We start from the raw sequence: 12,141 nt of genomic DNA, 5'->3' as shown, positions 1-12,141 counted from the left end.
GATGGGTAATACGTACGCGTGCGCCGCGACACACGCCCATACCCCTCTAGGGTCGGCATCGTTGGACCGGACGGCCCTGCCGCAACCCGAACAAAGAGACGCCCGCACGTCCACCACCACCCCACCACCGAAAGGACAGCCCACACCCATGTCCCCCACCCCACCCCTCTCCGGCGGCACCGCGGGCCCCGACCACCTCCGCCCCCTGCTCGACACCGTCCTCGCCGCCCTCCACGAAGGCGCCGCCCGCCGCGACGGTCCCCTCCCCGCCGGCGGCCCCACCACCACGACCGCCCGCACCCGCCACGCCGTCGGCCCCCTCCTCCCCGACGAAGGCACCGGCGCCCACCACGCCCTGCGCACCCTCGTCACCGCACTCGCCGAAGGCGCCGCCGACCCCGCACACCCCCACTGCGCCGCCCACCTCCACACCCCGCCCCTCGCCCTCGCCGCAGCCGCCGACCTCGCCGCCTCGGCCCTCAACCCCTCCATGGACTCCTGGGACCAGGCCCCCGCCGCCACCACCCTCGAAGCCGAACTCACCGCCACGCTCGCCCGCGAGATCTACCCCCACCACCCCCGCCCCGACGCCGTCATCACCACCGGCGGCACCGAAGCCAACCAACTCGCCCTCCTCCTCGCCCGCGAACGCCACGGCCCCGTACGGACCATCCACGGTGCCAACGCCCACCACAGCATCACCCGCGCCGCCTGGCTCCTCGGCCTCCCCGCACCCCACGTCCTCCCCACGCCCACCGGCGTCATGGACCCCGCAGCCCTCCACCACGCCCTCACCACCACCCCCGGCCCCCACCTCGTCACCGCCACGGCCGGCACCACCGACACCGGAGCCATCGACCCCCTCACCGAGATCGCCGACCTCTGCGACACCCACGGCGCCGAACTCCACATCGACGCCGCCTACGGCGGAACCCTCCTCTTCAGCCCCACCCACCGCACCAAGATCCAGGGCATCCACCGTGCCCACAGCGTCACCCTCGACCTCCACAAACTCGGCTGGCAGCCCGCCCCCGCCGGCATCCTCGCCGTCCCCGGCCACCACCACCTCTCACCCCTCCACCACCTCGCCCCCTACCTCAACGCCGACGACGACACCGAAGCCGGCATCCCCGACACCCTCGGCCGCTCCCTGCGCACCACCCGACGCCCCGACGCCCTCAAGATCGCCGTCACCCTCCAGGCCCTCGGCCGCGACGGACTCGCCGACCTCATCGACCGGACCGTCGCCGCCGCCCACCACCTGGCCACCCTCATCACCCGCACCCCCGGCCTCGAACTCCACGCACCCCCCACCATCAGCACCGTCCTCTTCCGCCCCACCGACGCCGACGACCACACCGTCGCCACCCTCCGCCGCACCCTCCTCGACCGGGGCCACGCCGTACTCGGCCGCGCCCACGCCGACGGCAGGCTCTGGCTCAAAGCCACCCTGCTCAACCCCGGCACCACCCCCGCCGACCTCACCACTCTCCTCGCCCACGTCACCAGCCACGCGCACGTCACCGGCCACGCGCACGTCACCGGCCACGCGCACGTCACCGGCCACGCGCACGCCACCCACCGCGCCCACTTCACCCTCCCCGACACCGAACTCACGGAAGGCTCCACCCACCGATGACCGACCGTCCCACCCCCACCGCCGACCAGCCCCACGACCTCATCGGCATCGGCATCGGCCCCTTCAACCTCTCCCTCGCCGCCCTCGCCCACGACGTCCGCCGACCCCACGACCCGCAAGCCCCCCACGACCCGCAAGCCCTCCATGTGCCACAAGCCCCGCTGAACACCGCCTTCTACGAACAACGCCCCGCCTTCCACTGGCACCCCGGCCTCCTCATCGACGGCGCCACCCTCCAGGTCCCTTTCCTCGCCGACCTCGTCACCCTCGCCGACCCCACCAGCCCCTGGACCTTCCTCAACTACCTCCGCACCCGCGACCGCCTCTACCCCTTCTACTTCGCCGAGCGCTTCCACATCCAACGAGCCGAATACGACGCCTACTGCCGCTGGGTCAGCCGACAACTCCCCGGACTCCACTTCGGCCACCAGGTCGACGCCATCCGCTGGAACACCGAACGCGCCCTCTACGAAGTCGACTTCACCCAACTCGACGCCGACGGCGAAGCCGAAGCCCTCGGCCGCGCCCACACCCGCCACATCGCTCTCGGCATCGGCACCGAACCCCACGTCCCCGCCCCGCTCCAGCCCCTCGCCGCCGCCGAGGACCTCCCCGTCATCCACTCCGGCACCTACCTCGACCACCGCGAGGAACTCCTCACCGCCGGACACATCACCGTCATCGGCTCAGGACAGTCCGGAGCCGAGATCTTCCTCGACCTGCTCCGCGCCCGCCCCCACGGCCGCGAACAACTCCACTGGCTCGCCCGCACACCCGCGTTCGCCCCGATGGAATACTCCAAACTCGGCCTCGAACACTTCACCCCCGACTACACCCGCTACTTCCACGGACTGCCCGAAGAGACCCGCGACCACCTCGTCACCCGGCAATGGCAACTCCACAAGGGCATCGACACCGACACCATCGCCGCCATCCACGACGAGCTCTACCGGCGCACCCTCCACGGCGGCTGGCCCGACGCCACCCTCACCCCCGGCGTCCGGGTACGCACCGCCGGCCGCCTCGCCGGGAACCGCCTCGAACTCCACCTCGAACACATCGAGCAGGGCACCCGCACCCGCCACACCACCGACGCCGTCGTCCTCGCCACCGGCTACCGCGAACGTCCCCTCGACACCCTCCTCACCGCCCTCGCCCCCCACATCCGCCGCGACACCGCGGGCCGCCCCCGGGTCGACCTCCACCACCGCCTCGAACTCGATCCCGCCGTCACCGGCAACATCTACGTCCAGAACGCCGAACGCCACACCCACGGCGTCGGCGCCCCCGACCTCGGCCTCGCCGCCCACCGGAGCGCCACCATCCTCAACCACCTCACCGGCACCACCCCCTACCCCCTCCCCGACCGCACCGCCTTCACCACCTTCGGCCTCACCCCCCACCCCGCCGTCCCCCCGCAGAACCCACGCCCCGTCCCCCTGCGACAGAACACCTGACGCCCCGCCCCACCACGCCCACCCACGCGAAAGGGCGGCCACCCCGGCCCGAAAGCCGGAGCGACCGCCCCACACACGTACGCGGACGCGTACCGAAAGCCCCTTGGAGGAACAGGTACTAGAAGACCGGCACGCCGTCCCGCGTCAGACGCCAGCCCACCGTCGCGAACTCCGCCGGGTCGACCTCACCCTTCGCCGTCACCCACGCGATGATCGTGTTCCGGATCTCGTCCGAGTTCGCCCACACCTGCTGCGCGGCCGGGACGTGCGGGAAGTTGCCACCGCCGCTCGCCCGGTAGTTGTTCACCGCCAGCACGAACTTCGCCGCCGGGTCGATCGGCGCACCCTCGAACGACAGCCCGACGATCCGCGAGCCCGCGGGCTGCGCGATGTCGATGTCGTACGTCACGCCCGACAGCGCGTCGTAGTTGTAGTCCGGCGTGCTGTTCGCGTTCGTCAGCTTCGAGGTGTCCACCGCGGCACCCGCCGCCGTCTGCACGTAGTACCGGGCCGAGAACTCCAGGTAGTCCTTCACCTGGGCACCCGTCACGACCCGCGCCTCCAGCGTGTTCTCGAACGGGTACAGGCCCGCCGCGTCCTTGATCGTGACGTTGCCCGCCGGGATCGAGGCCGTACGCGAGAAGCACGACGCCTGCGACAGTACCGGCAGCGACGCGAACTCCCCGCCCGCCAGCGCCGCCTTCACCGTCTCCGCCTGGACGTGGTTGATCAGGTCGATGATCGGCTCGTCCTTCCACGGCGCGTCCGCCGTGGTCATCGCCGCGACCGAGGTACCGATGACCTGGTTCACATAGGCCACCACCTTCGCGTGCTCGTCCTTCAGGAGCCGCGTGATCTTCTTGTCCTCGGCCACCGTGTTGGAGTTCAGCACCTGGGCGCCGACCTTCTCGACCGCCCAGCGGCCCTTCTCCCACACCAGGTCGAAGTCGAACAGCGTCAGACGCTGACCCCACTTCGCCGGCTCCGAGAGCACGACCTGCTTGCCCGTCTCCTTGTTCGTCACGAAGTACTCGGGGATCTCCGAGTGCGCGTGACCCACCAGGATCGCGTCGATCCCCGGCACCTGCTCCGCCACCAGACCGGCCGCGTTCTCGACGTACGGGATCTGGTCACCGTACGAGGACGTGCCCGACGTGCCCGAGTGCGCCGAGACGATCACGACGTCCGCACCCATCGAACGCAGCTTCGGCACCCAGCGGGCCGCCTGCTCCTCAAGACCCGGGAACACCATCTTCCCGCTCACGTTCGCCTTGTCCCAGATCGCGATGCCCGGGTTCGTCAGACCCAGGATCGCCACCCGGACGTCCCTGCCGTGCGGCGTCCGCACATGCTTGATCACATACGGGGCGAACGCCGGCTTCAGCGTCTTCGCGTCCAGCGCGTTCGCACCGAGCAGCGGGAAGTCCAGCTGCTCCTCGAACTTCCGCAGCACGGGAATGCCGTAATTGAACTCGTGATTCCCGAGCGCCGCCGCGTCATAACCGATCGCGTTCATCGCCTGCGCCATCGGGTGCACCGGACCACGCTTCGCGGTGATCGGGTCGATCTTCGCGTAGTAGTACGAAAGCTGGGTGCCCTGGATCGTGTCACCGGCGTCGATCAGCAGCGTGTTGCCACGCCCCCGCTCCTTGCGGATCTGGTCCACCAGTGTCGAGATCTTCGCCAGACCGACGTCGTTGTGCGCGGCGTCGTCGTACTCCTTGTCCGTGAAGTAGTCCCAGTTGAAGACGTTTCCGTGCATGTCCGTCGTGCCCATGACGGTGAACGAGTACCGCTTCTCGTGGCTCTCGCCGTGCCCGTGGTTTGAGGGTGCGGCGGCCTGGGCCTCTCCCGCGACAACTCCGCCCGCCAGTGCGACACCCGCACCCGCGGCAGCCGAACGGCCCAGAAACGTCCTGCGGTTCAACGGCATTTTTCGGTACTCCTCGTTCACTCTTCACTCTTCACTCGGACGACGCGGGCGACCGGCGCGGGGCGGGCTGTTCCACGTTCATGACGCGCGTAGATTCTGACGCAGTCGACGCATACAGAACACCCTGTTCACATTTCGATCTGGTGACTGTCTGCGCACGAACGGCTGTCCCTGACGGAACATCCGGTCGATCATCCAGCCTCGGGAAGCCCTCGGAAGTCCCCCGGAACCCCTCCCGGACTTCCCTCGGCGCCCGGGAAACGCTCATCGGAGCGACGGCCCGCGCAATTCAACACTTGTCAACGTCCCTTAACCGAAAGGATGTTGGACGGTCATGCCGAGCCAATTACGTACCCGTAGGTAAGGTCTAGGCTCGAAACATGCGCCGAGCGAAAATCGTCTGCACCCTGGGCCCCGCAACCGACTCGTACGACCAGATCAAAGCCCTGGTCGAAGCCGGAATGGACGTCGCCCGCTTCAACCTCAGCCACGGCAGTTACGCCGAACACGAACAGCGGTACCACCACGTCCGCAAAGCCGCCGAGGAGACCGGCCGCAACGTCGGCATCCTCGCCGACCTCCAAGGCCCGAAGATCCGCCTCGGGCGATTTCGTGAAGGCCCCGTACTCCTTGAACGCGGAGACACCTTCACCATCACCGTCGAACCCCACACCGACGGCGACAAGAACACCTGCGGCACCACCTACGACGGCCTCGCCGCCGACGTCACCCCCGGCGAGCGCATCCTCGTCGACGACGGCCGCGTCGCACTCCAGGTCACCGCCGTCGACGGCCCCCGCGTCCACACCACCGTCCTCGAAGGCGGCGTGGTCTCCGACAACAAGGGCCTCAACCTCCCCGGCGTCGCCGTCTCCGTCCCCGCCCTCTCCGAAAAGGACATCGACGACCTCCGCTGGGCCCTGCGCATCGGCGCCGACGTCATCGCCCTCTCCTTCGTACGCAGCGGAAAGGACATCGACGACGTCCACCGCGTCATGACCGAGGAAGGCCGCCGCCTCCCCGTCATCGCGAAGGTCGAGAAACCCCAGGCCGTCGAGAACATCGACGGCATCGTCGCCGCCTTCGACGGCATCATGGTCGCCCGCGGCGACCTCGGCGTCGAAATGCCCCTGGAACAGGTCCCGATCGTCCAGAAACGCGCCGTCAAACTCGCCAAGCGCAACGCCAAACCCGTCATCGTCGCCACCCAGATGCTCGACTCGATGATCGACAACTCCCGCCCCACCCGCGCCGAAGCCTCCGATGTCGCCAACGCCGTCATCGACGGCACCGACGCCGTCATGCTCTCCGGCGAGACCAGCGTCGGCAAATACCCCATCGAGACCGTCCGCACCATGTCCCGCATCGTCGAAGCCGCCGAGGAAGACATCCTCGCCAAGGGACTGCCCCCGCTCACCGACCACAGCAAGCCCCGCACCCAGGGCGGCGCCGTCGCACGCGCCGCAGCCGAAATGGGCGACTTCCTCGGCGCCAAATTCCTCGTCGCCTTCACCCAGAGCGGCGACACCGCCAAACGCCTCTCCCGCTACCGCTCACCCATCCCGCTCCTCGCCTTCACCCCCGACGCCGCCACCCGCGCCCAGCTCAACCTCACCTGGGGCGTCGAAACCTTCCTCGGCCCGCACGTCGACTCCACCGACGCGATGGTCGCCCAGGTCGACGAGGAACTCCTGCGCATCGGCCGCTGTGCCAAGGGCGACGTCATCGTCATCACCGCCGGCTCCCCGCCCGGTGTCGCCGGCTCCACCAACCTGGTCCGCGTCCACCACGTCGGCGAGGACGACAGCCCGAAGTAGCCCGCTCTCAGTATTTCGGCCCGACGTGCGCGTCCATGAGCGCGACGGACGCCCGTCGGGCGACGGAGACGTTGTACCGCCGCCCCGCCCGGTCGCAGTGGGTCCACTCCACGCCGAGCGTGTCCAGCGTGTCCGTGTAGAGCCGGCGGATGTCGTCCGAGACGTTGGTGAACCAGTACCTCGGGTACTCGTACCGCTTCACCAACCCGCCGACCGTCCGGGTCGTCCAGTTCGTGGCCCGGCAGCCGTCCGAGTGGACCAGCCCGCGCACGAACTCCCAGGGGCGCGCGGCGATGATCTCCCGCTGCCAGGGGTCGAGGACGATGCGGCGCTCGTGCTTCTTGCCGGGTCCGTGCTGGGGGAAGAGGCAGGGCCAGTGCTTGCTGTACGAGGTGACGTACTGGCATCCGGTGGCCCTGACCCGCATGACCTTGTTCGTGGGGCGGACCTGCCGCACCGCCTCGGCGCAGGCGTCGATGAGCCCGGGCCAGGCGTCGGCGCACGCGATGCGCAGGGCGTACACCCCGCGGGGTGCCGCGCTGATGCATCCGTCGCCCAGGTAGAGCCCCAGCAGGTACGCGTACGCGGCGGTCGGCTCGACCGCGGTGGGCGCGGAGGCGCACCGGGGGCAGGGCTCCGCGCGGGCGGGTTCGAGCGGTTCGAGACGGGTCTGCCAGGAGCGGATGGCGGAGCGGGAGACGCCGGTGAGCCTGCTCACGGAGTTGAGACTGCGGCCCTGTGCCACCAGCGTCAGGGCATGCTTCCGGGTTCCCAGGTCGTACATGGCGCCGAGCTTCGCCCGAAGACGTGGAACGGGCGCGGGAATCCGTGATCCGTACTCAGATCAAGTGAAGTTCGGCGAATATGTGCGAGCCTTCGAAACGAAGGAAAAGTACCCCGAGTCGGACTCGAACCGACACTGTATGGGTTTTGAATCCATTGTCTCTAACCAATTGGACTACCGGGGCTCGCAGAATCAAAGGTTAACCTCGACCCGCTGATGATCCACCATACCGCAGCTAGGTAGGCTCTTGGGAGCAGTACCCCTGTCCTTACCGAGGAGCCCCCGTGACCACGCCCGAGTCGCCCGAGCCCGTAGACGCCGTCGACGACGACAAGTCGCACGTCCCGCCGCTGACGACCCGAGTCGTCATCGCCGAGGACGAAGCGCTCATCCGCCTGGACCTCAAGGAGATGCTGGAGGAAGAGGGGTACGCGGTCGTCGGTGAGGCCGGTGACGGCCAGCAGGCCGTCGAGCTGGCCCGGGAGCACAAGCCCGACCTGGTCATCCTCGACGTCAAGATGCCGGTGCTCGACGGGATCTCCGCGGCGGAGAAGATCGCCGAGGAGTCCATCGCCCCGGTCCTCATGCTCACCGCCTTCTCGCAGCGCGACCTGGTCGAGCGGGCCCGCGACGCCGGGGCGATGGCGTACCTGGTGAAGCCGTTCAGCAAGAGCGACGTGGTGCCCGCCATCGAGATGGCGGTGTCCCGCTTCGCCGAGCTGCGGGCGCTGGAGAACGAGGTCGCGGACCTGGCCCAGCGGCTGGAGACCCGGAAGCTGGTCGACCGGGCGAAGAGCATTCTCCAGACCGACTACGGCCTCTCCGAGCCGGCCGCGTTCCGCTGGATCCAGAAGACCTCGATGGACCGGCGGCTCTCGATGCAGCAGCTGGCCGAGGCGCTGATCGAGGACGCAGCGGAGAAGAAGAAGGCCGCCGAGTAACGGCGCCGCCCTTCCCGTTCCACGACGCCACAGGGCCCGCACTCCGAATCGCTCGGAGTGCGGGCCCTGTGCAGTGCGGGCGCGGTGTGCGCGGGGTCAGTCCTCGCCGAGGTAGGCCTTGCGGACCGACTCGTCGTGCAGCAGGTCGGCCCCGGTGCCGGAGAGGACGATCTTGCCGATCTCCATCACGTGGCCCTGGTCCGCGAGGGAGAGAGCCGCCTGGGCGTTCTGCTCGACCAGGAGGATCGTCGTACCGGAGGACCGGAGTTCGACGATGGTCTCCATGATCTTCTGCATCATGATCGGAGAGAGGCCCATGGAGGGCTCGTCGAGCATGAGCAGCTTGGGCCGCGACATCAGGGCGCGTCCCATGGCAAGCATCTGCTGCTCGCCGCCCGAGAGGGTTCCGGCGGACTGCTTGCGGCGTTCCCCGAGGATGGGGAAGAGGTCGTAGGCGCGCTGGACGTCCTGTTCGATGCCTGTCTTGTCGCTGCGCAGGTAGGCGCCGAGGAGGAGGTTTTCGGCGATCGTCAGCCGGGGGAAGATGTGGCGTCCCTCGGGGGAGTGGGCGAGGCCCAGGGCGACGATCTTGTGCGCGGGGACGTCGGCGAGGGGCTTTCCGTCGAAGACGATGCGCCCGCCGGCCGGTTTGAGGAGCCCGGAGAGGGTGCGCAGCGTGGTCGTCTTTCCGGCGCCGTTGGTGCCGATGAGGGTGACGACCTGGCCGGCTTCGACGCTGAACGAGATGCCTTTGACGGCTTCGATCTTGCCGTAGGCGACGCGGAGGTCCTCGACTTCCAGGAGCGCGGTCATGAGGTTTCCTCCTCGGCGGGGGTGCCGGTGGTGCTGCTGGTGCTTTCGGCGGCTGTGCCGCCCGCCGTGGTGCCGTGGCCTGCTTCGGCGGCTTCCACTTCGGCGACTTCGTCGGCGCCGGGGGCTCCTTCGAAGGGGGTGCCGAGGTAGGCGGCGATGACGCGTTCGTCGCCCTGGACGGTGCTGGGGGTGCCTTCGACGAGTTTCTCGCCCTGGACGAGGCAGGCGACGCGGTCGCAGAGGTTGAAGATGAAGCGCATGTCGTGCTCGATGACGAGTACGGCGATGCCCTGGTCGCGGATGGCGAAGATGAGTTCTTCGGTGACGCGGGTTTCCTGCGGGTTCATGCCGGCGGTGGGCTCGTCGAGGAGGAGGAGTCCGGGGTCGCTGGCGAGGGCGCGCGCGATTTCCAGCTTGCGCTGCTCTCCGTAGGGGAGGTTGCGTGCGAGGTGGTCGGCTTTGTGGGCGAGGCCGATGAACTCCAGGAGTTCCATGGCTCGTTCGCGGCTGGCCTTTTCGGCGCGGGTGTGGCCGGGGAGGCGCAGGAGGGCGGACCAGAGTCCGTCGTCGGTGCGGGTGTGGCGGCCGACGAGGACGTTTTCCAGGACGGTCATGTTGGCGAAGAGCCGGATGTTCTGGAAGGTGCGGGCGATGCCTGCCTGGGTGACGAGGTGGGGCTTGGGCGGCAGGACGGTGCCCTTGTAGCTGACCTTGCCCTCGGTGGGGACGTAGAGGCCGGTGAGGCAGTTGAAGAAGGTGGTCTTCCCGGCGCCGTTGGGGCCGATGAGGCCGACGATCTCGCCGCTGTCGACGGTGAGGGAGACGTCGCGTACGGCGGTGAGGCCGCCGAAGCGCATGGTGACGCCGGTGGCGTCGAGGACGGTGCCGCCGGTGGCGGGGGCTCCGGGGTTCTCTGTGGTGTTCGTGGTGGTGGTCACGGTGGTCACGCCCCCGCCTTGGCGATGCCGGCGCCGGTGTCCTCGGGCTGCCGTGTTTCGGGTACGTCGGGCCGGCCGGCCGTGCTCTCCGCGTCGTTCTTGGCGGACTCGTGGAATTCGAGTCGCTTGCGCCGGTCGGCGATGAGGCCTTCGGGGCGGAAGCGCATCAGCAGGATGAGCGCGATGCCGAAGAGGAACAGCTGGTAGTCCTGCATGAACTGGAGTTTGGCCGGGATGAGGTAGAGGAGTGCGGCGCCGACGAAGGGTCCGCTGAGGGTTCCCATGCCGCCGAGGATGACGGCGGCGAGGAGGAAGGCGGAGTTCGGGGGTACGGAGCCGGCGAACTGGTACTGCTCGGGCGTCACGGTGTAGTTGACGTGTGCCTGTACGGCTCCGGCGAGACCGGCGAGGGTGGCGCCGAGGGCGAAGGCGAGCAGCTTGAGCCGGAAGGCGTTGATGCCCATGGCGGTGGCGGCGGTTTCGTCTTCGCGGATGGCGACCCAGGCGCGGCCGATGCGGGAGTCGCCGGAGCGGCGGAAGACGAGGATGACGACGGCGGTGACGAGGAGCATCAGCAGGTAGTAGTTGGCGGGCCTGCTGAGGCTGAAGGGGCCGATGTCGTGGTTGGCTCCGAACTCGAATCCGAAGAGGTCGAGGTCGGGGATGGAGGGGATGCCCTGGGAGCCGTTGGTGAGGTCGGGGCCGCTGTTGCCGTTGAGGTTGTTGACGGTGACGCGGAAGATCTCTCCGAAGCCGAGGGTGACGATGGCGAGGTAGTCGCCGCGCAGCCGCAGGGTCGGGGCGCCGATGAGGACGCCGAAGATCATGGAGACGGCGCCGCCGGTGAGGATGGCCGCCCAGAAGGGGAAGTGGACGCCGATCGCGGAGGCGGAGGCGCCGGAGACGAGGGCGGCGGTGTAGGCGCCGACACCGAGGAAGGCGACGTAGCCGAGGTCGAGGAGGCCGGCGAGGCCGACGACGACGTTGAGCCCGAGGGCGACGGTCGCGAAGACGAGGATGTTGGTGCCGATGAGCGCGTACTCGCCGGTGGTCTGCGTGAAGGGGAAGCAGAAGGCTGCGGCGAGGGCGGCGGTGAGGGTGACGTTGCGGTGCTTGGCCGTCAGCGCGGAGATGCGGGCGACGAGGCCGGCCCGGTGCAGCGCGGTGAAGCCGAAGGCGGCGGTGAGCAGGAACCCGATGAAGAGTTCGGTGTACTCGGTGTCGATGCCGTACGAGAAGAGGTAGAGGCCGGCGCCGAAGCTCGCCGTGATGATGAGGATCTCGGCCCAGGAGGGGAGTTCGCGGGCGCGTCCGGGTGCGGGTGCGGTGAGGCTGTTGCGGAGGACGGCGGGGCCGCTGGGGTTCTCATCGGCGAGGGCCTGGTCGGCGGGGAGGCCGAAGGCGCCGAGTGCGGCGACGAGGGAGCCGGCGAGGCTGACCCAGGCACCGGGTTCGAGGTTGACGACGCCGCCGAGGTCGACGGTGATGGCGCCGGCGGCGTAGCCGGTGGTGGCGAGGATGCCGAGTGCGGCGAAGCGCACGGAGGCGTTGGTGCCGCCGGGGGTGAGCCAGCCGAGTCCGCGGATGCCGTATCCGGAGAGGGCGAGGAGCAGGGTGATGAGGGAGCCGACGAGGGTGAGGACCTGGAGGCCCCCGGGGTATCCGGTGACGGTGAGGTCGCCGGGGAATTCGTCGGTCCAGGTCCAGGCGAGGAAGGTGCCTGCGAGGGAGACGGCCGCGCCTGCCGTCGTGACGGCGCGGGCGGTGGCGGGGGGCAGCAGGCCGAGGGGGGCGCCGGAGGTGTGAGTGGTCATCCGTG

9 protein-coding genes and 1 tRNA gene are annotated in these 12,141 nt (G+C 69.2%); 4 read left to right on the top strand and 6 right to left on the bottom strand.

The genetic code is table 11. The features are described from left to right. The first annotated feature begins 148 nt into the window (after positions 1-148). Together OHA55_RS05290 and OHA55_RS05285 are read left to right on the top strand one after the other, a co-directional pair. Entirely contained in the window at positions 149-1,639 is a 1,491-nt protein-coding gene (locus tag OHA55_RS05290) for an aminotransferase class V-fold PLP-dependent enzyme (RefSeq protein ID WP_266703265.1), read from the top strand. Next, positions 1,636-3,096, top strand: a complete 1,461-nt coding sequence (locus OHA55_RS05285) for a lysine N(6)-hydroxylase/L-ornithine N(5)-oxygenase family protein (RefSeq protein WP_266703264.1) — start codon at positions 1,636-1,638, stop codon at positions 3,094-3,096. Before OHA55_RS05290 ends, OHA55_RS05285 begins: the two co-directional genes overlap by 4 nt. 118 nt (positions 3,097-3,214) lie before the next feature. Here OHA55_RS05285 and OHA55_RS05280 read toward each other — a convergent pair whose 3' ends face one another. Then, positions 3,215-5,029 (bottom strand): bifunctional UDP-sugar hydrolase/5'-nucleotidase, encoded by a 1,815-nt coding sequence (locus tag OHA55_RS05280; RefSeq protein ID WP_266703263.1) that lies wholly within the window; start codon positions 5,027-5,029, stop codon positions 3,215-3,217. Positions 5,030-5,409: 380 nt separating this feature from the next. Between OHA55_RS05280 and pyk the strand changes: the two genes are divergently transcribed. Continuing rightward, entirely contained in the window at positions 5,410-6,846 is a 1,437-nt protein-coding gene (pyk, locus tag OHA55_RS05275; protein ID WP_266703262.1) for a pyruvate kinase, read from the top strand. Positions 6,847-6,853: 7 nt separating this feature from the next. Here pyk and OHA55_RS05270 read toward each other — a convergent pair whose 3' ends face one another. Both OHA55_RS05270 and OHA55_RS05265 read right to left on the bottom strand, forming a co-directional pair. Beyond that, positions 6,854-7,630 carry a transcriptional regulator gene (locus OHA55_RS05270; RefSeq protein ID WP_266703261.1) on the bottom strand — a complete coding sequence of 259 codons (777 nt, stop codon included), beginning with the start codon at positions 7,628-7,630 and terminating at the stop codon, positions 6,854-6,856. Between the two features lie 109 nt (positions 7,631-7,739). Next, positions 7,740-7,814, bottom strand: a tRNA-Leu gene (locus tag OHA55_RS05265). A 100-nt stretch (positions 7,815-7,914) separates the two neighbouring features. On the opposite strand from OHA55_RS05265, the gene OHA55_RS05260 reads away from it, so the two are divergent. Next, the gene (locus OHA55_RS05260) at positions 7,915-8,571 is read left to right on the top strand and encodes an ANTAR domain-containing response regulator (protein WP_266703260.1); all 657 of its coding nucleotides are present in this window, start codon (positions 7,915-7,917) and stop codon (positions 8,569-8,571) included. Between the two features lie 96 nt (positions 8,572-8,667). Here OHA55_RS05260 and OHA55_RS05255 read toward each other — a convergent pair whose 3' ends face one another. The 3 genes from OHA55_RS05255 to OHA55_RS05245 form a co-directional block, all read right to left on the bottom strand. Further along, on the bottom strand, positions 8,668-9,384 hold the full coding sequence (locus OHA55_RS05255; RefSeq protein ID WP_266703259.1) for an ABC transporter ATP-binding protein: 717 nt from the start codon (positions 9,382-9,384) through the stop codon (positions 8,668-8,670). Next, complete coding sequence (locus tag OHA55_RS05250; protein ID WP_266710426.1) at positions 9,381-10,241, bottom strand: ABC transporter ATP-binding protein; 861 nt, start codon at positions 10,239-10,241, stop codon at positions 9,381-9,383. The genes OHA55_RS05255 and OHA55_RS05250 overlap by 4 nt, the downstream gene beginning before the upstream one ends. Before the next feature lie 86 nt (positions 10,242-10,327). Continuing rightward, positions 10,328-12,136 (bottom strand): branched-chain amino acid ABC transporter permease, encoded by a 1,809-nt coding sequence (locus OHA55_RS05245; RefSeq protein ID WP_266703258.1) that lies wholly within the window; start codon positions 12,134-12,136, stop codon positions 10,328-10,330. Between the last annotated feature and the right edge of the window lie 5 nt (positions 12,137-12,141).

It is taken from the genome of Streptomyces sp. NBC_00102 (assembly GCF_026343115.1).
Classification (GTDB): domain Bacteria; phylum Actinomycetota; class Actinomycetes; order Streptomycetales; family Streptomycetaceae; genus Streptomyces.
This window is presented reverse-complemented; position numbering and strand designations above follow the sequence as displayed.

Bases quoted from the DNA above. Each gene is read 5' to 3' on its own strand.
- OHA55_RS05285 (WP_266703264.1), top strand. From the start codon at position 1,636: ATGACCGACCGTCCCACCCCCACCGCCGACCAGCCCCACGACCTCATC.
- OHA55_RS05280 (WP_266703263.1), bottom strand. From the start codon at position 5,029: ATGCCGTTGAACCGCAGGACGTTTCTGGGCCGTTCGGCTGCCGCGGGT.
- OHA55_RS05245 (WP_266703258.1), bottom strand. From the start codon at position 12,136: ATGACCACTCACACCTCCGGCGCCCCCCTCGGCCTGCTGCCCCCCGCC.
- OHA55_RS05250 (WP_266710426.1), bottom strand. From the start codon at position 10,241: ATGCGCTTCGGCGGCCTCACCGCCGTACGCGACGTCTCCCTCACCGTC.
- OHA55_RS05290 (WP_266703265.1), top strand. From the start codon at position 149: ATGTCCCCCACCCCACCCCTCTCCGGCGGCACCGCGGGCCCCGACCAC.
- pyk (WP_266703262.1), top strand. From the start codon at position 5,410: ATGCGCCGAGCGAAAATCGTCTGCACCCTGGGCCCCGCAACCGACTCG.
- OHA55_RS05270 (WP_266703261.1), bottom strand. From the start codon at position 7,630: ATGTACGACCTGGGAACCCGGAAGCATGCCCTGACGCTGGTGGCACAG.
- OHA55_RS05255 (WP_266703259.1), bottom strand. From the start codon at position 9,384: ATGACCGCGCTCCTGGAAGTCGAGGACCTCCGCGTCGCCTACGGCAAG.